18 protein-coding genes and 1 rRNA gene are annotated in these 21463 nt (G+C 29.6%); 16 read left to right on the forward strand and 3 right to left on the reverse strand.

Annotated elements, in window-relative coordinates; genetic code table 11:
* The 3 genes from rrf to AC1XWJ_RS06855 all read left to right on the forward strand — a co-directional run.
* Positions 1-84, forward strand: a 5S ribosomal RNA gene (rrf, locus tag AC1XWJ_RS06845); the annotation flags it as partial.
* Positions 85-136: 52 nt separating this feature from the next.
* Complete coding sequence (locus tag AC1XWJ_RS06850; RefSeq protein WP_483335143.1) at positions 137-448, forward strand: nucleoside triphosphate pyrophosphohydrolase family protein; 312 nt, start codon at positions 137-139, stop codon at positions 446-448.
* A gap of 85 nt (positions 449-533) precedes the next feature.
* Positions 534-842, forward strand: a complete 309-nt coding sequence (locus AC1XWJ_RS06855; RefSeq protein ID WP_483335144.1) for a hypothetical protein — start codon at positions 534-536, stop codon at positions 840-842.
* Positions 843-885: 43 nt separating this feature from the next.
* Here AC1XWJ_RS06855 and AC1XWJ_RS06860 read toward each other — a convergent pair whose 3' ends face one another.
* Genes AC1XWJ_RS06860 through AC1XWJ_RS06870 form a run of 3 tightly spaced genes read right to left on the reverse strand, consistent with a single transcriptional unit; the run spans position 886 to position 3099 of the window.
* The gene (locus tag AC1XWJ_RS06860) at positions 886-1185 is read right to left on the reverse strand and encodes a PTS sugar transporter subunit IIA (RefSeq protein WP_483335145.1); all 300 of its coding nucleotides are present in this window, start codon (positions 1183-1185) and stop codon (positions 886-888) included.
* Complete coding sequence (locus AC1XWJ_RS06865; RefSeq protein ID WP_483335146.1) at positions 1175-1480, reverse strand: hypothetical protein; 306 nt, start codon at positions 1478-1480, stop codon at positions 1175-1177. Before AC1XWJ_RS06865 ends, AC1XWJ_RS06860 begins: the two co-directional genes overlap by 11 nt.
* 23 nt (positions 1481-1503) lie before the next feature.
* Positions 1504-3099 (reverse strand): solute:sodium symporter family transporter, encoded by a 1596-nt coding sequence (locus tag AC1XWJ_RS06870; RefSeq protein ID WP_483335147.1) that lies wholly within the window; start codon positions 3097-3099, stop codon positions 1504-1506.
* Between the two features lie 339 nt (positions 3100-3438).
* Here AC1XWJ_RS06870 and iolE point away from each other — a divergent pair, with 339 nt between their 5' ends.
* The 13 genes from iolE to AC1XWJ_RS06935 all read left to right on the forward strand — a co-directional run bounded on the left by iolE (position 3439) and on the right by AC1XWJ_RS06935 (position 21456).
* Positions 3439-4341: a myo-inosose-2 dehydratase gene (gene iolE, locus AC1XWJ_RS06875; RefSeq protein ID WP_483335148.1), complete on the forward strand. Its 903-nt coding sequence runs from the start codon at positions 3439-3441 to the stop codon at positions 4339-4341.
* 13 nt (positions 4342-4354) lie between these two features.
* Positions 4355-5386, forward strand: a complete 1032-nt coding sequence (locus AC1XWJ_RS06880) for a Gfo/Idh/MocA family protein (protein ID WP_483335149.1) — start codon at positions 4355-4357, stop codon at positions 5384-5386.
* A 12-nt stretch (positions 5387-5398) separates the two neighbouring features.
* Positions 5399-6412 (forward strand): Gfo/Idh/MocA family protein, encoded by a 1014-nt coding sequence (locus AC1XWJ_RS06885; RefSeq protein ID WP_483335150.1) that lies wholly within the window; start codon positions 5399-5401, stop codon positions 6410-6412.
* A gap of 166 nt (positions 6413-6578) precedes the next feature.
* A complete protein-coding gene (locus AC1XWJ_RS06890; RefSeq protein WP_483335151.1) occupies positions 6579-7358 on the forward strand; it encodes a DeoR/GlpR family DNA-binding transcription regulator in 780 nt (259 codons plus the stop codon).
* A gap of 188 nt (positions 7359-7546) precedes the next feature.
* A complete protein-coding gene (gene iolD, locus AC1XWJ_RS06895) occupies positions 7547-9460 on the forward strand; it encodes a 3D-(3,5/4)-trihydroxycyclohexane-1,2-dione acylhydrolase (decyclizing) (protein WP_483335253.1) in 1914 nt (637 codons plus the stop codon).
* A 10-nt stretch (positions 9461-9470) separates the two neighbouring features.
* Positions 9471-10478 (forward strand): 5-dehydro-2-deoxygluconokinase, encoded by a 1008-nt coding sequence (gene iolC / locus AC1XWJ_RS06900; RefSeq protein ID WP_483335152.1) that lies wholly within the window; start codon positions 9471-9473, stop codon positions 10476-10478.
* 9 nt (positions 10479-10487) lie between these two features.
* Positions 10488-11948, forward strand: a complete 1461-nt coding sequence (locus tag AC1XWJ_RS06905; protein ID WP_483335254.1) for a CoA-acylating methylmalonate-semialdehyde dehydrogenase — start codon at positions 10488-10490, stop codon at positions 11946-11948.
* Between the two features lie 18 nt (positions 11949-11966).
* Positions 11967-12728, forward strand: a complete 762-nt coding sequence (locus AC1XWJ_RS06910) for a 5-deoxy-glucuronate isomerase (RefSeq protein WP_483335153.1) — start codon at positions 11967-11969, stop codon at positions 12726-12728.
* 188 nt (positions 12729-12916) lie between these two features.
* Positions 12917-13570 carry a S1 RNA-binding domain-containing protein gene (locus AC1XWJ_RS06915; protein WP_483335154.1) on the forward strand — a complete coding sequence of 218 codons (654 nt, stop codon included), beginning with the start codon at positions 12917-12919 and terminating at the stop codon, positions 13568-13570.
* The gene (gene tilS, locus AC1XWJ_RS06920; RefSeq protein WP_483335155.1) at positions 13560-14876 is read left to right on the forward strand and encodes a tRNA lysidine(34) synthetase TilS; all 1317 of its coding nucleotides are present in this window, start codon (positions 13560-13562) and stop codon (positions 14874-14876) included. Before AC1XWJ_RS06915 ends, tilS begins: the two co-directional genes overlap by 11 nt.
* Before the next feature lie 4 nt (positions 14877-14880).
* The gene (gene hpt / locus AC1XWJ_RS06925; RefSeq protein WP_483335156.1) at positions 14881-15441 is read left to right on the forward strand and encodes a hypoxanthine phosphoribosyltransferase; all 561 of its coding nucleotides are present in this window, start codon (positions 14881-14883) and stop codon (positions 15439-15441) included.
* A 27-nt stretch (positions 15442-15468) separates the two neighbouring features.
* Positions 15469-17472: an ATP-dependent zinc metalloprotease FtsH gene (gene ftsH, locus AC1XWJ_RS06930; protein WP_483335157.1), complete on the forward strand. Its 2004-nt coding sequence runs from the start codon at positions 15469-15471 to the stop codon at positions 17470-17472.
* A 453-nt stretch (positions 17473-17925) separates the two neighbouring features.
* Positions 17926-21456: a Cna B-type domain-containing protein gene (locus AC1XWJ_RS06935; RefSeq protein ID WP_483335158.1), complete on the forward strand. Its 3531-nt coding sequence runs from the start codon at positions 17926-17928 to the stop codon at positions 21454-21456.
* Positions 21457-21463 lie beyond the last annotated feature (7 nt).

Raw genomic sequence — 21463 nt, forward strand, 5'->3', positions numbered from 1 at the left:
TATCCATACCGAACACAGAAGTTAAGCTCTTTAGCGTCGAAGGTAGTTGGGCTTACGCCCTGCGAGATTAGAACGTTGCCAGACTTTTAGCTCCCTTGGGGAGCTTTTTTTATTATAAAAAAAGGAGTATATCAATATGGATATTAAAGAAATAAAAGAAAAATCTCTTAAAATTAGAGAATTATACCATAATTTAGAAGAATTGCATCACGGATCTAAATGGACTGTTGAAGAGGATGTTCTTGCTTTTCTGACAGATGCAGCTCTTGTAGGACGACTTACTATGGATAATCAAGGAAGATGGCCTAGTAGTAACAATGACGAATTACCGTATAAAATTGGAGAATCTATTTGGTGGTTAGTTATACTTGCAGATAGAATGCATCTTGATATTGAAAAATGTATAGAACTATTTTTAGAAGATAAATTGAAAAAATTAAACAATTAATAAGAAAAATATGTTTTAATTTGTCCCAATTCATAATGTATGATATATTAAAATTACGATATTGTTTTAATAGTAGGTGATAATTATGAAGAAATTAATTTTAAGGAATATATTTTTATTTTTTATTCTTATAATATTATTAATAATACTATCTATTTATTTTATGAAATTTAAGCCAGAATATGAAAAAGTAGTTATGAAAATATTGTTGTTAACAAATCCTTTTATTTTTGCAATATTTAATTATTATTTATCAAAAAAACGAAAAAAAGATATTAATTCTATATTGTCATCAAATTTAACAGATGAAGAGAAAATAGAAAAATTAAAAAATTATGGATTTAGCATTTTAGATATAAGAAAAAAGAAATTAGAAAATCTAATTGTTAAATAAAATGATAAAAAACCTTGAAATCTAAAATTTCAAGGTTTTTTTATTATTCATACAATTGAATAAGTTCTTCTATTAGTATTTTAATTGTTTCTGTATTCATTAACTGATCTTCTGCGTGAATTAGTAATAAATCTAGATGTATATCTTCGCCTCTAGCCATATTAGTAATTAAATTTGTATGAGCTTTGTGTGCTTCTAAAAATGAAGAATTTCCATCTTTGATTAATTCATAAGATTTTTCGAAATTTCTTTTTTTAGCTTCTTGCAAAGCAGTTATATATTTAGATTTAGCAATTCCTGCATTAGATATTATATTAAAACTTATTTTTTGATTATTTTTCATCTAGTACGCTTAAGATATGATTTAATATTGCATATCCATCTCCGTTGGCATAATCATTAGTATTAATAACTTCTACATTATTTTTTTTTGTTATAGATTTTATTTCTTCTAATTTATGAGCCACTTGAGGAGCTAGTAATACTAAATCAATATTTTCTACTTTATCTTTGCAACTTAGTACAGGAGTAGAACTTACATCTAATTGTATATTTTTTTCTTTTGTAGCTTCTTGAATGTGTTTTACAAGAAGACTATTTGAAATTCCAGCGTTACATATTAAAATTACTTTTTTCATATTATTACCTCACATTTATATTATTATTTTGCAAGACCTAATGGAGAGAATAGTATATAAGTAGCAACAACTGTTATAACAACAATTGCACCTACAATATATCTATGTTTCCAAGGTGTTAGATTTAGACCACTATTGTATTGATTAAAGTCGAAATGCTCAGTTTTACCATATTTGCTAAATGTCATAAGTATTAGTAAGTCTAAGAAGAATAGCACACTAAGAACATATAAGAAATGAATGTCTGTTAAATACACTTTTGATAAACCGTACAGCAGAATGTGTATGAAGAATGTCCATTTAGCACCAGCAGCAGAAACTCTCTTGGCAAAGAATCCTGCTAAAACTAATACTAATAAAGGCATGTTATAAACACCATTAAATTCTTGAACTACTGCGTATAATCCTTGTGGGAATAATGCTATAAAAGGAGCTATTATAGTTGTTAGAACCCCGATTGCAATAGTTACTAATCTACCGATACGTGTAATTTGTTTAGTATCTTTGTTTTTACCAAATAAAGGTTTATATATATCTAATGTAAATAACGTAACAGTACTGCTAAGAGATCCTACAAATGAACTAAGTATTGCTCCAAATATTACGGCTCCAAATATACCGAATGCCCACTCTGGTAAGATATTTACTATTAATGTAGGATAAGCATCATCAGGATTTGTAACTTTATCTCCAACCATATTGAATGCTAATATACCTGGGAATACTAAGAACAATGCTCCAAATATTTTGAAAAATCCTACAGTAAGAGCACCTTTTTGAGCTTCTTTTAAATCTTTAGCAGCTAATGCTTTTTGGACAATCATTTGATTAGTACACCAGAAGAATAAGTTGTTAAATAGCATACCAAAGAATAAAGTAGGCCAAGGAACTATTTCTGAATCAATAGCACCAATAGAATTAAGTTTTTCAGGGCTATGTTCTACTATATAGTCAAGACCTGAGAAAAAATTACCGTTTCCGAGAGTTATTAACCCTATAACAGGAATTGCTAGTCCACCTAATATTAAACCTACACCATAGATAGTATCACTGTAAGCCCCTAAAGACATACCTCCTAGAATTAAGTATATTATTCCGATTGTTCCTATGAATAAAGATATTAATACCACAGCTGCAGAGCTAGATATCCCAAGTAATTGATCTACTCTAAAAATTTTATTAAATACAAGAGCTCCAGAATATAAAACTACTGGCAAGAATGAAGTTATGTATGTGAACATAAATAGAATAGAAACAAGGCGTTTAGTAAAAGTATCATATCTCACTTCTATAAAATCGGAAATAGTATTTATTCCATATTTAAAGTACCTAGGTAAAAATACTAATGCTAGAATAACCAGAGTTATCGCTGCTGTAACTTCCCACGCCATAACCTCCATACCGACTTTGAATGATTGACCATTTTGACCTACTATTTGTTCGGTAGAAAGATTGGTCATAATTATTGTAGAGGCAATAGCGAATCCTGTCAAGCTACGCCCACCAAGAAAATATCCTTCCTCGTTAGAGCTATCTACACTGCTAGTACTTTTTTTGTATGCATAAAAAGCTACAACCGTAATAATAAGTAAAAAAGAAATTACTGAAAAAATTCCCATAATTATACCCTCCTATAAAAATTAAAATGAAATTAAATTTATATAATGATGAAAAAATAATCAAAATATCATCAAAATATAATCTTTATTTATATTTATATAATAAATTAAAAAAACAACATTGTCAACGTTTGCAACTTAAAAAATATAATTTTTAAATATTTTAATAGTGTGATATAACAAAATTTAATGATGAAAACAACTTTTACAGCTGTTTATATAAAAATAAAAAAAATATACTGTTGACAACGTTTTAATTTGAATGTATAATTTTTATTAGATAATCAAAACTATATCAAAACATACCAAAATCATAATATGCAAAAAGGAGATACAACGATGGCTTACGAAGTGAACAATATTAAATATGGAATAGCGCCTATAGGGTGGAGAAATGATGATATTCCAGAAATAGGGAAAGAGAATACTTATAAACAAATATTAAGTGACGCAAAAATAGCAGGATTTCAAGGTACAGAAATAGGAGGGTGTTACCCAAATTGCCCAGATGAATTAAATAAAGAGTTGGCTTTAAGAAATATGAAAATAGCGGCACAATGGTTTAGTGGATATATTTTGAAAGATGGATTAGAAAGAGTTAAAGAAGATTTTATTAAACATTGTGATTTTTTGAATAAAGTAGGAGCTGACGTAGCTGTTTATTCCGAACAAAGTCAAAGTATACAAGGTTTAACAGATGTTTGTGTTTATACTAAAAAACCTATATACAGTGATGAAGAATTTAAAATATTGGCATCTGGACTAAATGAACTAGGAGAAATAGCTAATAGCTTTAATTTAAAACTTTGTTATCATCATCATATGGGAACAGGTGTGCAAACTTTAGAAGAAACTAGAAAATTAATGAATTTAACGGATAGTAGTAAGGTTTATTTATTATATGATACGGGTCATATTTTTGTTTCTGATAGAGAGTATATGCCTTTGTTAAAAGAATTTAGCGATAGAATAGGACATGTACATTTTAAAGATGTACGCTTGGAAAAATTAAACGAAGCTATAAAAGAAGATATGAGTTTTTTAAATTCATTTTTACATGGAATTTTTACTGTGCCTGGCGATGGTTGTATAAACTATAAGGAAGTTTATGATTTTCTATTAGGTATTAATTATAAGGGTTGGATAGTAGTAGAAGCAGAGCAAGATCCAAAAATAGCAAATCCTCTTGAATATGCTATAAAAGGATATAATTATATGCAGACGCTTAGAAAATATATTTAAAGGAGTATAGTCAATGATTAAAGTAGGAATAGTAGGTTTAGGAAAAATAGGAGAAGATCACCTAAATAGAATACAAAATAGAGTATCTGGTATGGAGGTTAGCGGAGTATATGACGTTATTGAAAATAGAGGACAGGATTTAATTACTAAATATAACTTAAATGCAACAAGTTTTTCTTCTTATCAAGAATTAGTAAATGATGAAAATATAGATTTAGTAGTAGTTACAGCAATAAATCAACTTCACGCAGAGGTGGCAATAGCAGCACTTAATGCAGGAAAATACGTATTCGTAGAAAAACCTTTGGCTATGACCGCTCAGGAATGTTTGGAAGTTATGACAGCAGAAGAAAAAACAGGAAAAAGAATGTTACAAGTAGGATTTATGAGAAGATATGATCCTGGATATATGAAATTAAAAGAATACATTGATTCTGGAGAAATTGGGCAACCATTAATGTTACACTGTCGCCATTACAACACATACTTGTCGCAACCGAAAAATTATGTAAGTTCACAAGCAATAGTAGAAACATTTATTCACGAAATAGAAATAGTACATTGGCTATTAGGCGAAGAGTATAAAACAGCAAAAGTTTATTTTCCGAAAAGAGCAGAAGTTACAGCGCAATATGATACACCATTGCAAGATCCACAATTAATAGTTCTTGAAACAGAATCAGGAGTAAATATCGTAACAGAAGTATTTGTAAATGCTTATGGGTATGATATAACTTGTGATGTAGTGGGAGAAAACGGGATGATACAATTACCAGCTGTACCTAGTGTAACTCTTAGTAAAGGAGCTAAAAGAAGTACAGATATTTTGACAGATTGGAAGGAACGATTTATAGCAGCTTACGACGTTGAGTTTCAAGATATAGCAGATAGATTAAATTCAAATATGGAATTATCTGGTCCTAGTTCATGGGATGGTTATATTTCGGCGGTAACTTCTGATGCTTGTATTAAATCCCAAGAAACAGGACAGACAGAAAGTATAGATTTAATAGAAAAACCAGAATTTTATAGAAAATTTAAATAGAGGTATATTAATATGAGAGCGGGCATAGTAGGATTAGGAAGAATGGGAAGAACACATGCTGAAAATATAGTAAACAATATACCCAGCATAAAATTAGTTGCAGCATGTAGTGTTTTCGAAGAAGAATTAACTTATGCAAAGGAAAAACTATTAGTAGAAGAAACATATACTAATTTTGAAAATATGATAGATGAAGCTAAGTTAGATTTAGTATTCGTAGTTGCGGGAGCTGATGTTAGACCTAGTATGGTCAAATATTCAATAGAAAAAGGTGTTCATACATTTGCAGAAAAACCTTTAGGACTTACTACAAATGAGATAGAAGAAGTTCTAGAAGTAATAAATAAAAATAAATCTAAAACAAAATTTCAATTAGGATTTATGAGAAGATTTGATGAAGATTATTTATACGCAAAGGAAATTATTGATAATGGAGATATAGGAGAAATTACTTATATAAGAGCGTATGGAATAGATCCATCTAGCGGACTAGACACATTTGTAAAATTCGCAAAAAATAGTAATAGTGGTGGTATCTATCATGATATGTCTATTCATGACATAGATGTAATAAGATGGTTAACAGGAAGAGAATTCAAACGAGTTTGGGCTACTGGAGCAAACTTTGCCAAACCAGAACTTGATAATGTAGGAGAACTAGAAACAGGTATAGCTCAAGCACAACTAGATAATGGAATAATGATACATTTAGTAGCAGGAAGAAATGCTCCACACGGATACCAAGTAGAAACAGAAATAATGGGAACAAAGGGATGGCTAAGAATAGCACCAATTCCAGAAAAAAATATGGTAACAATATTTGATAATAGTGGTGTAAAAAGACATTGTAGTTCTAGTTTTCCAGAAAGATTTAAACAGGCATTTATTAGTGAAATAGAGCATTTTGTCAGATGTATAAAAGAAGACAAAGAGCCTAAAGTTACTGCTTATGATGGTTTAATAGCTACTAAAGTAGCTTTAATGTGCAAAAAATCATTAGAAGAAAACAAAATAGTAGAAATATAATTTAATATTTTAAATTTAAGAGTGAGTTTTAGAATAGTTAATTATACTCACTCTTAACTTATTAAATCGTATATTTTATTCTGAAATTAATTGAAAGAATACTTATAAAATGATACAATGCTATAAAGTGTATACTATTTTTAGAACAAGTGAGGTGAGTGAGTTAATGAAATCAAAAAGAATAGATGAAATTGAAGAGTATATCCATATTAACAAAAAGGTTTCTTTAAGTGAATTAGAGGATAAATTTCAAGTTTCTATGAACACTATTAGAAGAGATATAAAAGTATTGCTAGAAAAAGATGTAATAACAAAGGTGTATGGGGGAGTTGAATCAAAGAAAAGTATCCATCTAAATAAAAATGATGTCTTAGTAGATATAGAAAAAAGAGATGCATTAAATAAAGCAGAAAAAATTAGTATAGCTAAAGAAGCAGCAAAATATATAAAAAATGGAGATACAATTTATATTGATTCTGGAACGACAACAAGTGCGATTTTGAATTATTTGGATAATGATATAAATCTTAAAATAGTAACAAATAGCATTCCTGTTCTGAACACAGCTATAACATTTCCTAATGTAGAGATAATAATTTCAGGTAATGCGTATAGAAAAAGAACTAACTCTTTTGTAAAGATAGGTACATATTCTATTTTAGATAGAGTGAATGTAAAAAAAGCGTTTATGGCAGCAACAAGTGTTTCTGTAGAAAATGGAGCTATGAACGCAACTTTAGAAGAATACGAACTAAAAAGTAAAATTATAACTAAAGCAAGTGAAAGGTTCTTATTAGTAGATAGTTCAAAATTTAATAAAACAGGATTTATAACTTTTGCAGCATTAACTGATTTTAAAATGATAATAACGGATAAGTTGGATGATGATGAATTTAAAATATTTTTATCTTCCAAAAATATTGAATTAAGTGAAACAAAAAACTGAATTATTAAGTATTATAAAATTAATGGTTTTAATTTTATAATACTTTTTTTGTTTATAAATTAAGAAATTTATTCATATAACTTAAAGATTATTATGAAAAGCTTGTCAATATAAAAAATATATGCTAGAATATTATTAAAAGATGAGTATATTTTTATAAAGTTTTGGTTAAATTAATAGGAGGTAATATTTTGAGTACAATTAAATTAACGACAGCGCAAGCACTTATAAGATTTTTAGATAATCAATATATAAGTGTAGATGGTGAAGAAATTAAATTTGTAGAGGGGATATTTAACGTATTTGGCCATGGTAATGTTTTGGGTATTGGACAAGCGTTACAAGATGAGGAGCACAGCTTGAAAGTTTATCAAGGCAAAAATGAACAAGGAATGGCTCTAGCTGCCATAGGATTTGCAAAACAAAAAAAGAGAAAACAAATTTTTGCTTGTACTAGTTCTGTAGGGCCGGGAGCTGCTAACTTTGTTACAGCAGCAGGAGTAGCAATAGCAAATAACATACCTGTACTGCTTCTCCCAGGAGAAACATTTGCAACAAGACAGCCTGATCCCGTATTGCAACAATTTGAAAGAGAAGATGACTTGACATTAACGACTAATGATACATTAAGAGCAGTGTCTAAATTTTGGGATAGGATAACTAGACCTGAGCAAATTATGAGTAGTTTACTCAGAGCTTTTGAGACTTTAACTAATCCTGCAACAACAGGGCCAGTAACTATTTGTTTGGCACAAGATGTTGAGGGAGAAAGTTATGATTATCCAGAAGAATTTTTTGTAAAAAGAGTACATTACGTAGATAGAAGAAAGCCAAGTATTAGAGAAGTATTGCAATCTATAGATGTTATTCAAAATTCTAAGAGACCAGTAATTCTAGTAGGAGGAGGAGCGAAATATTCTGAGGCTACAGATCAGTTGTTAGTTGTATCAACAAAATATAATATACCTTTAGTAGAAACCCACGCAGGAAAGTCTACAATATTGTCTGACTTCAAAAATTACTTGGGAGGTAATGGGATATTAGGTACTTCTGCAGCAAATGAAGTTGTTCAAAATGCTGATTTAATAATAGGATTAGGGACTAGGTATACAGATTTTACTACTTGCTCAAAATCACAATTCAAAAATGCACAAAAATTTATTAATGTTAATTTAAGTAGAATGCAAAGTTATAAATTTGATGGAGTTAGCATAGTTGCGGATATTAGAGAGTATTTGTTAGAACTACTTGATAATTTAGAAGACTATACAACAGATTATTCTAACAATTATTTGCAAGAACTAAAAGAAAAGTGGAATATAGAAAGAAATAGACTATCTAATATTTCTTTTGATAAAGAAAACTTTAAGGCAGAAATAGATGGTCATTTTAGTCAAGATATTTTTAACGAATATGTTGATAATCTTAAGACAGAATTACCACAAAGTAATGTTATAGTAGCAATTAATGATTCTATAGACAAAGATGCGATAATGGTCGCAGCAGCAGGATCAATTCCAGGAGATGTTCAAAAATTATGGAATAGTTATAGTTACAATTCTTATAACTTGGAATATGGTTATTCTTGTATGGGTTATGAAATTAATGGAGCTTTAGGTGTCAAAATGGCAGAACCTAGTAGAGAAGTTTATGCGTTGTTAGGTGACGGAAGTTTTAATATGCTTCATTCTGAATTATTAACTTCTATTCAGTATGGTTACAAAATAAATGTAATTCTTTTAGACAATTCTGGTTTTGGTTGTATAAATAATTTACAAATGGGTAATGGAAGTGATTCTTACTTCTGTGAATTTAGAGATAAGAATAATCAAATAATGAATGTGGATTATGCCAAAGTAGCAGAAGGTTACGGAGCGGACGTGCATAGAGTTAATAATATATCAGAATTAAAAATTGCATTAGAAAAAAGTAAAAAATCCGAAAAATCTACATTAATAGATATTAAAGTTTTGCCAAAAACTATGACGAGAGGTTATGATTCTTGGTGGAATATCGGAGTGTCTAGTACATCTAATAAACAAGAAGTGTTGGACGCGTACAATGCAAAAGAAAATAAATTAAAAGAAGCAAGAAAATATTAGGAGTAAAGTTATGAGTAATTATTTAGAATTAGAAAAAAATAGAGAATTAGATGTTATTTGTTTTGGTAGAGTTACAATAGACTTAAATCCTAACGAAATTAATAGAACTCTTGATAAAACAAAGTCTTTTAATATGTATTTAGGAGGATCACCAGCAAATTTAGCTATCGGATTATCAAGATTAGGTAATAATGTTGGTTTTATAGGCAAAGTTTCTAACGATCAATTTGGAACGTTTGTTATAGATAAGTTAAAATCTGAAAATGTTGATACGAGTAATATTGTACGCTCAAAAGGTGTAGAAAAACTAGGGTTAACATTTACAGAAATGAAATCAGAAACAGAATCAAGTATCTTAATGTATAGAAATGAAGCCGCAGATTTGAAGTTATCAGTAGAAGATGTAAATGAAGAATATATAAAAAAATCTAAAATATTGCTTATTTCAGGGACTTCGTTAGCGCAAAGTCCATCACGAGAAGCGGCACTAAAAGCAATGATGTTGGCTAGAAAGAATAAAGTAAAAATTGTTTTTGATGTGGATTATAGAGAGTATAATTGGAGAAATAAAGACGAAATCAGCATATACTATAGCACAGTAGCAAAAAACTCTGATATTATAATTGGATCAAGAGAAGAGCTAGAATTAACAGGATTACTGTTAGGTCATAATTTACTAGACGATGAACAAATAGCAAATTATTGGATTAAAGAAGGTGTTGCACAAATAGTAGTAATAAAACACGGTAAAAAAGGATCATCAGCATTTGATAGTGAGAATAATACATACAATGTACCATCTTATCCTGCCAAAGTGTTGAAATCATTTGGTGGTGGAGATGCACATGGTTCGGCGTTTATTACTTGCTTGTTAAAAGGATATTCATTAGAAAAATCACTTCATTTTGCTAGTGCTTCAGCTTCAATAAATATAGGAAGTCATTCTTGTTCAGAAAATTTACCGACGTTAGAAGAAATAGAGCAAGCTGTACAAAATGCCAATATATACAATAAATAAAAGGAGATTATAAATATGGTAAAAATTTTAAAAAATTATATTAACGGAGAATGGGTAGAAAGTACAAGTGGAGAATTTTTGGATGTTACTAATCCAGCTACAGAAGAAATTATAGCAAGAGTACCACTATCAAGTAAAGAAGAATTAGATAAAGCTGCAGAAGTAGCTCAAGAAGCATTCAAATCTTGGAGTAAAGTATCTATTTTGCGAAGAACAAAAATGTTATTCAAGTTACAAAACATTTTAGAAGAAAACAAAGAAGAATTAGCACGATTGATAACGTTAGAACACGGTAAAAACCTAAAAGAAGCTATTGGAGAAGTAGGAAGAGGGATAGAAAATGTAGAAAATGCAGCAGGAGTAGTGTCTTCTTATATGGGAGATTCTTTGGCAACAGTTGCTACAGATGTAGAAATAGCAAATTATAGATATCCAATTGGTGTAATAGGATGTATAACACCATTTAATTTTCCTATGATGGTTCCATTTTGGATGTTTCCTATGGCTTTAGCGTGTGGAAACACAGTAGTCCTAAAACCTTCAGAAAAAACACCGTTACTTATAGAAAAAATAGTGGAGTTTGTGGAACAAGCAGGATTCCCTAAAGGTGTACTTAATATAGTGTTTGGTTCTCACAATGTAGTTAATGGAATTATAGAGAATAAAGATATCAAAGCAATATCGTTCGTAGGGAGTGAACCAGTAGGTAAATACATATATCAAGAAGGTTCTAAAAATATGAAGAGAGTTCAGTCATTAACAGGAGCCAAAAACCATTTAATAGTTCTTGAAGATGCTGATTTGGATGATGCTATGCCAAAAATTATAGGAGGAGCGTTTGGTTCAGCTGGAGAACGTTGTATGGCAGCAGCAGTAATAGCAGTAGAAGATAAAATTGCAGATAAATTTATAGCTAGATTAAAAGAAGAAGCAGACAAATTATCAATAGGAAATGGACTAGAAGAAGATGTATTCTTAGGACCAGTAATAGATAAAGCAGCACAAACTAGAATATTTGGTTATATAGAAAAAGGTGTTGAAGAGGGAGCGACATTAGTTCGTGATGGAAGAGAAAATATTCCAGAAAAAGGATATTTTGTAGCACCTACTATTTTTGATAATGTCAATAACAATATGACAATATGGAAAGATGAAATATTTGCTCCAGTTGTGTCTATAGTAAGAGTTTCTGGAATAAGGGAAGCGGTAGATTTAGCTAATAAATCAAGATTTGCTAATGGATCTTGTCTGTTCACGAACAATGCTGCAGCAATAAGATATTTTAGAGAAAATATTGATGCTGGAATGTTAGGTGTGAATTTAGGAGTACCAGCACCTATAGCTTGGTTCCCATTCTCAGGGTGGAAAGATTCATTCTATGGGACATTACATTGTAACGGAAAAGATGCCGTAGATTTTTACACACACAAAAAAGTAGTAACAGCTCAGTATAGAACTAATAAATTTTAGTTACAAAGAGGTATATTTATGTTTGCAAATATAGATTTAAAAAAAGGTCGTAACATAATTTGTGATGAAAATAATCACAAAGATATGCTAATGGATGTTTATAGTTATATTTTATATAAAGAAGAAATAATAGAAATTTATAGTGATAATAAAGAAAGTGCAATATTATTAATAACAGGTAATGTTACTTTAGATTATAGCGGACAAACAAAAAATATGTCGAGAAAAGATGTATTTACAGATAATCCTTACTGTCTGCACGTACCTAAACAAACTAAAGTTGTAATTTCAGCTAACAGCAATTCAGAAATTTTAGTACAACAAAAAGAAAATGAAAAAATATTTGATACTAAATATTATGCACCTGAAGATGTTGAACAAATAGTAGCAGGAGTAGATGAATATAACTCTACATCAAAAAGAATAATAAGAACTATATTTGATTACAATACTGCACCATATTCTAATATGGTTTTAGGAGAAGTTCTTAGTTATACTGGTAGATGGAATAGCTATCCTCCACATCATCATCCACAACCAGAAGTTTATTACTTTAAATTTGATCATCCTAGTGGTTTTGGGGTTTCGGTAATAGGAGACAAAGCCGCAGTAGTAAAAAGTAATAGTGTGGCATATATTCCTGGAGGTTTAGTGCATCCACAAGCTACTGCACCAGGATATAGAATGTATTATGTTTGGATGATACCGCATTTAGAAAATAATCCGTGGACAGAGAGAATATTTGCTAAAGAACACGAATGGTTATTAAAAAATAAATAATATTAAAGAAGAGAAAGTAAAAATTTCTCTTCTTTTGTTATACTATTATAAATTTTAGAATAAAATACAATTATCGACTTATCTTTTCACATGAAACAGTAATCTTAGAATTTTTTGATGTTTTGCTTGTTTAATAGTAGTATGATATAATATGAAGTTAGTATTTGCTTGTAATAAGAGGTGATAATTTGAGTTTAACTAAAGGAATGTTAATCGAGGGAATAGTAACAAAAGTTGAGAATAATGGTTTAACTATGAAACTTTCTAATGGCGATACTGGTTTCTTGGCTAAAGAAAATATGCATATTTCAAAGAAAAAAAAACTAACCGATATATTTAGTATAGGATATGTAATAAAAGCGACAGTACTGTTTAAAAAAGAAAATTACTATACTTTGACTCAAAAAGAAATAAATACCAAGGATAACACTAAAGATAATAAAAAATCAAATAAAAAAGAAAAAAATAGAAAAAAAGAAGAACATAAAGAAAAAAAATTAGTAAATGATACTAATAAGCAGAAAAAGGTTAAAGAAAAGGTAGTAGAAACAAAAAATAATAAAAAAATCAAAGATGACGTTGATAATCCAATTACAAAAAGTAGAACAACGCTAACAGATTTGAAAAAATTGAAAAATATCGGTAACTTAAAAATATCGGTTAAAAAGAATAAAATTAAGATAAGTGAAAAACAACAATCAAGAGAAGAGAATAGTAAAATTATATTGGATGTTCCTGAGAATTTTGTAGAAAATATAGTTCAAGATTTAGAAATCAAAACAAAACAATTTAATAACTTAGTAGCTAGAGTAAAAGAGCGAGGTTTATTAGATGAAAATTAATGTTATGTGGAATCAAGATGAAAATATAGCTTTGGCATTGTCTGGGGGAGTGGACTCTATCGTATTATTTCATCTACTAATTAATGAATATAAAGATAGTTATAATAACCTAGTAGTTTTTCATATTAATCATGGTTTAAGAGAAGAGTCTAATGAGGAAGAAAAATTTGTTGAGAAGTTATGTTTGGCAAATAGTGTAAAAATATATAAAGAAAAACTTTATATGAATAAGCTAACTAAGAATAGTCATATTTCTGAAGAAATGTTAGCACGAGAATTACGTTATAACGCTTTTGCAAAATTTTCAAAAGAAGCTAATGTAAAAAGAGTATTGACTGCTCATCATAAAAATGATAATGTAGAGAATATTTTGCTAAGATTGTTATCAGGAAGAGCTATAGACTATAATTTAGATATAGTTGAACAAAATTTAATTAATGGTTTGATAATAACTAGACCTTTACTTGATGAAAAAAAAGAAAATATAGAAAATTATGCGAAAGAACATAATTTAACTTATTATGAAGATATTAGCAACCTTGATACAGATTATACAAGAAACTATGTTAGACATAAAATAGTTCCGCTCTTGGATGGTGTTAATAACAATAGTTTTGACAATATTATTAATTTTGCTGAGTATTATAGAAGTTTGAACAATATAGTAAAAAAAAATATAGAGAAATTAGTTAATCAAATTATAGTTATAGAAAAAAATAAAGCTAGCGTTCCTTATAAGTATTTTCAAAAACTAGAAGATATAGAAAAATATTTAGCAATAAACTATATATTAAACAATTATTTAAAAATTTTTGATGTAAGTAGAAAAGCAATTTTTGCTGCAATTAATAGTTTGGATAAAAGTTTTGGTACAAAAAGTTATGATTTGAAAGAAAATATTAAAATAATCAAAGAATATCAAAGTATAGCTATATGTAAAATCGAAAAAAAGTGGTATAATGATAAGATAGAAATTATAGAAGAAGATATAGAGGGGAGTAAAGTCTATAATTTTCTTGAAAATAAAATACAAGTATCCGAACAAAATGACGAAGCTGAGTTAGGGATTGATAGCACAGATTTTCCACTATTGATAACGACAAGGCAAATAGGTGATACTCTAAAAAGGGGCAAAGTAACGAAAAAATTATCACGCCTTTTTATTGACGAAAAAATACCAAGAGATTTGCGAGATAAACTACCAGTAGTAAGAAGTTCCAAAGGTCATATTATAGGTGTACTTGGATTAAATAAAGGTATAGGAAATAAAAAATACCAATATTATATAAAATTGATGAAAGGATAAAAAAGTGGAAAATTTATTAAAAGATATAGAAAAAGTGTTGTTTAGTCATGAAGAAATAGTTGTTGCTACAAAAAGAATAGCTGAACAAATAACAGAAGACTACAAAAATTCAGAAAAAGAGCCAGTATTACTTTGTACATTAAAAGGAGCGTTACCTTTTATGGCGGAACTAATGAAACAACTAGATATTCATGTCGTTACTGATTTTATAGATGTTGCTAGCTATCACGGAGGCACAGAATCAACAGGGAGTATCATCTTAAGAAAAGACGTTACTATGGATTTAGAGAATAGAGATGTCATAGTAATTGAGGATATAGTTGATACAGGACGTACATTACAACATTTAATTACATATTTAAAAGAGAGAAATGTAAAAAGTGTAGCTTGTGCAGCTTTGGTAGATAAGCCAGAAACTAGAATAGTAGATATTCAAGCAGATTATATCGGAGTTATTTCTCCAAATGAATTTTTGGTAGGTTATGGTTTAGACTACGAAGAAAAATATAGAAATCTTCCATATATAGGGGTTTTAAAAGAAGAAATATATAATATAAATAGATAGTGAAAAATAAGGAGGACAACTAATTATATGAATAATAGACGTCAAAGACCAACCTTAGCTATAATAGCTATGTTAATATTATCAGTTGGTATGTGGGCATTTTTCCAAAAAGATTTAACTTCTGTAACAGAGACGATAAAATATTCTGAATTAGTTCAGAAAATAGAAAACAATGAATTAAAAGATGTAACAATACAACCGTCACAAGATAAGGCTACTTACACAATAAGAGGTACTTACAAAGATAGTGGCAAAAATTTTGTGGCAACAACATTAACTACAGACTCTAGTTTAAACGATGCTCTTTATGAAAAGATTAAGAAAAATGAGATAAATAGTGTCGAAGCCAAAGAAGCAGAAAAAACTAATATGCTTCTTAGCCTTGCTGGAAGTATACTACCATTTTTAATAATGATAGGTGTGCTATTTATGTTTATGGGACAAATGCAAGGTGGCGGAAAGATGATGAATTTCCAAAAATCCAAAGCTAAAAAAGTTGAGGGCGGAGAAGCTAAAGTAACATTTAAAGATGTTGCTGGAGCTGACGAAGAAAAACAAGAATTAGCAGAAATGGTAGAATTCCTAAAAGATCATCGTAAATTTACGAAAATGGGAGCAAAAATTCCTAAAGGAGTATTATTAGAGGGACCTCCAGGAACAGGTAAAACATTATTAGCTAGAGCGGTAGCTGGAGAAGCTAAGGTCCCATTCTTCTCTATATCAGGTTCAGACTTCGTAGAGATGTTTGTTGGAGTTGGAGCTAGTCGTGTTAGAGATTTATTCAAAGAAGCAGTGAAGAGCGCTCCTTGTATTATCTTTATAGATGAGATAGATGCAGTAGGTAGAAAACGTGGTAGTGGTGTAGGAGGAGGAAACGATGAACGTGAACAAACTCTTAACCAATTACTAGTAGAAATGGACGGTTTTGAAGGAGATAAAGGTATTATTGTTATAGCTGCTACTAACCGTGCAGACGTTCTTGATAGTGCTTTAAGAAGACCTGGTCGTTTTGACAGACAAATCAAAGTATCGACACCAGATGTTAAAGGTCGTGAAGCTATATTAAAAGTACATGCAAAAAATAAACCTCTGGCAAAATCAGTAGAACTTCGTAGCATTGCAGAAAAAACTCCAGGATTTTCAGGAGCAGATTTGGCTAACTTATTAAACGAAGCGGCCTTACTAGCGGCTAGAGAAAATAAATCAGAAATTGATAAACAAGATTTAGATGAAGCGATGGATAGAGTGATAGGCGGACCTGCTAAACGTAGTAGAGTTTATACAGAAAAAGAAAAACGTTTAGTAGCGTACCATGAAGCAGGACATGCTATTGTTGGTATGGTCTTAGATAGTGCAGACAAAGTACAAAAAGTTACAATAATTCCACGTGGTGATGCGGGTGGTTACAACCTAATGATACCAGAAGAAGAGAAATACTTTATGACAAAAACAGATTTAACAGATAAAATCTGTGGATTGTTAGGAGGTAGAGCAGCAGAACAAATATTCTTTAATGAAATTTCAACTGGAGCTCACAATGACTTAGAGCGAGTAACTGCTATTGCTAGAGCAATGGTTACAGAATATGGAATGAGTAATAAGATAGGAACATTACAATTCCCTTATAACGATCCTTATACAGGACGTCAGTTATCAAGTATAGGAAATTATTCAGAAGAAATACTAAAAGAAATTGATAACGAAGTAAGAACAATAGTTTCGGAAAATTATAACAAAGTGTTAAATTTAATTGAACTTAACAAAGATAAATTAGCTTTAATAGCAGAAACTTTAATGAAAGTAGAAACTATTGATAGAAAAGAAATTGTATCACTATTTGAATTTGGTAAAATGCCTAATGAATTAGACGAAGAAACGGCAGAAAAACTAGATAAAATAGTAAATAAAAAATATTATGAAGAATTAGCCAAAGAAAAAGAAGCTAAGGAAGAAGAAAACAAAGAGCAACAAGATGAACAATCTACAGTAGAAGTTGCAATAGGCGACAATAAGTCAGAAGAAAATAAATAAAATAAAAGGTAGAATACACATTACTGTATTCTACCTTTTATTTTATTAGAAAACTGTAAAAAAACTAACTGTTAATTTTTAAAAAATTTAAAATATAGTATATAATTCTTATAATTTTTAATAAAATGTAATATAACAGAGGTATTAATCACAAAAGAAAATATTTTTATATTATTATTAATTTTAGTTTAATTTAAAAGACACCCTATATATATATATATATATATATATATATATATATATATAGGGTGTCTGATTTCAAAGTAATATAAAATAATAATTAATTATCTTTATTTATTTTATATTTAATATATTTATAATTTCTTGACACTTAGATATTTTCTTATTAAAATATACTTTGATGTATAACAATAGTGTAACATTAATATAATCTATATTTTATTAATTTAGTTATTTTATACATCAAACAAATAAATTTTTTTGGAGGGAATCATGAAATTGATTCAAAAATTGATTAATCAAATAGTTGTATTTTTATTGATTTTATCAACTATAATCCTTTCAGCAAATGTAGTGAAAGCTAATGAGGGGACGACAGCTAAAGAATTAAGTAATGTAATTTCTGGAATTAATATTTTAGATGTTTCCGAGGGGAAACCTTTAACACCAGATGAAAATGGAGAGTATAAACTTTATGAAAATAAGTCTTATAGATATGAAACATCTTTTGACTTGAAAAAATATGATGGAAAATTAAATGATGGTGACTATTTCACTTTTACTATCCCATCACCATTTAATGTTAATGATGGGGCGACTGTTCCGCTTATAGATAGTACTACTAATTTAGAAGTTGGGACGGCAGTAGTTACTCAGAGTTCACTAGGACAAGGTAAAGGTGGAACAGTAAAAGTAACATTAAAAAATTTATCTGAGTATTTAAAGAAAAAAGGTGGAGTACAAGTTCAAGATGTTAAAGGAACTTTCTATACAGATTTTAATAGCAGTGAAACTATAGAAAGAAAAGAGATTAATTACAAGGTATCAGAAACTATAAAACCTATTAATCATACTATTAAAATTCTGAAAAGAGAAAAATCAGATTATACAGAAGGAATAAAAAATGAAAATTTTATAAAATTTGGCGGTATATTAAATACAAAAGATCCTTATGATTCTAAAATTTTAGGTAAAAAAGGGGAATACGCTCATTCGTGGATTTTACGTGTAAATACTAATCAATCTTCTTATGATAAAATAGTATTAAAAGATCAAATATTAGATTCGTATGCTCCTATGCAACATATTCCAGAGAAATTTTCTGTAGTAGCTGGAGCATTTGACTCTACATTAAATTTACAAAATAGGATAGAATTAAAAAGAGATATAGATTACACAATAGAGTATAACAAATCTTATACAGAATACACTCTTACTATTCTGAATGCTAATAAAAGATTGGTGAATGGAAAACCAGCATCGTACAATGTATTTTATAAAACAACATCTCCTGCTGATGGATCTATAGTAGGTAATAAAATAGAAGTAACAGGAGATGGAAAACCTTTAACTATTGGAAAAGATACTACAAAGACTGAACATATAGTGACGAGAAGTTCTAAAATTGTTGAAGGAGGTAATATAACTATAGATACAGGTTATCGTATAATGTTGTATAAAACTGATGAGGAAACTGGAAAGTTACTTCCAGGAGCAAAATTCAAAATAACAACACCTAGCGGAAAAACATCTACAATAACTACCGATGAAAATGGTAGGGCATATTCTGAGGTTTATTCTTCAGATGAAGTTAATAAAGGTGAATTTACAATAGAAGAAGTAGAGGCACCTCTAGGGTATGAAAAGATAACAGAGCCAATTAAAGTAACTATAGGAAAAGAAGGAGTAATAAAAACTATAAAAAATAAACGTATCAAAACAGAAATTCCAGTAAGAAAAGAATGGGATGACAACAATAATAAAGGTGGCGTTCGTCCACAAAGTGTTCAAGTTCAGTTATATGCAGATAATATGCCGGTTGATGGTAAAGTGTTAATTTTATCAGCAGACAATAATTGGTCTGGTAAATTTACGGGATTAGATAAATACGATAAAGATACTGGTGAAGAAATTTTCTACGATATTAGAGAAGTAGACGTGGATGAACATTACGTACCAGCCATTATAATGGGTAATGCATCTGATGGCTATGTTTTAATTAATCAAATAAAAACAACATCTTTAGCAGTTAATAAAGAATGGGTAGATGGAGATGATACAAGACGTCCACAAAGCGTTCAAGTACAACTGTATGCCAACGGTGTTGCTTTTGGCAATCCGCAAACGTTAGATGAAAATAATTACTGGGAATATCTGTGGAATGATTTGCCAATTTTTGAAAATGGTCAAAAAATTGTCTATACTATTAAAGAAGTGACACAAGTTCCAGGCTATGTTGCGAGTGGTGGAGAAGTGAAACAAGGGCATTGTTTAATACCTGTTGATGCTTTTGGTGCTAATGATGGGAATTGTTTACAAGCAACGATTACCAATACACGAGTAATTGATATTGCAGGTGAGAAAACATGGGATGATGGGAATAACCAAGACGGAAAACGCCCAGAAAAAATCAAAGTAAACTTACTGGCAGATGGAGAAATAGTTCAAAGTAAAGAAGTAAGCGAAAAAGACAACTGGAAGTATACATTTGAAAACCTACCTAAATACAAAGAAGGAAAACTAATTAACTACACAATAACAGAAGACAAAGTATATTGGTACGAAACAGAAATAAAAGATTACAGCATAACAAACAAATATACACCAGAAACAATACAAGTATCGGGAACAAAAACTTGGGAAGATAACAACAACCAAGATGGGAAACGCCCAGAAAAAATCAAAGTAAACTTACTGGCAAATGGGGAAATAGTTCAAAGTAAAGAAGTAAGCGAAAAAGATAACTGGAAGTATACATTCGAAAACCTACCTAAATACAAAGAAGGAAAACTAATTAACTACACAATAACAGAAGACAAAGTATATGGGTACGAAACAGAAATAAAAGATTACAACATAACAAACAAATATACACCAGAAACAATACAAGTATCGGGAACAAAAACTTGGGAAGATAACAACAACCAAGATGGGAAACGCCCAGAAAAAATCAAAGTAAACTTACTGGCAAATGGGGAAATAGTTCAAAGTAAAGAAGTAAGCGAAAAAGACAACTGGAAGTATACATTTGAAAACCTACCTAAATACAAAGAAGGAAAACTAATTAACTACACAATAACAGAAGACAAAGTAGATGGGTACGAAACAGAAATAAAAGATTACAACATAACAAACAAATATACACCAGAAACAATACAAGTATCGGGAACAAAAACTTGGGAAGATAACAACAACCAAGACGGAAAACGCCCAGAAAAAATCAAAGTAAACTTACTGGCAAATGGGGAAATAGTTCAAAGTAAAGAAGTAAGCGAAAAAGACAACTGGAAGTATACATTTGAAAACCTACCTAAATACAAAGAAGGAAAACTAATTAACTACACAATAACAGAAGACAAAGTAGATGGGTACGAAACAGAAATAAAAGATTACAACATAACAAACAAATATACACCAGAATTAACACAAATAACTGGAGAAAAAACTTGGAAAGACAACAACAACCAAGATGGAAAACGTCCAGATAAAATCAAAGTAAACTTACTGGCAGATGGACAAATAGTTCAAAACAAAGAAGTAAGCGAAAAAGACAACTGGAAATATACATTTACAAACCTACCTAAATACAAAGAAGGAAAACTAATTAACTACACAATAACAGAAGACAAAGTAGACGGGTACGAAACAGAGATCAAAGGCTACAACATAACGAATAAATATATTCCTAAAATTCCGAATAAAAAATTATCAAAAACAGGAGAATATGATTCGGATTACGGCAATTTAGGAATAACATTAGTAGCATTAGCAATGCTTATAGGATTAAGAAAATCTTATAAATAACCCCCAT

Source organism: Gemelliphila sp. 1F1 (assembly GCF_056897515.1).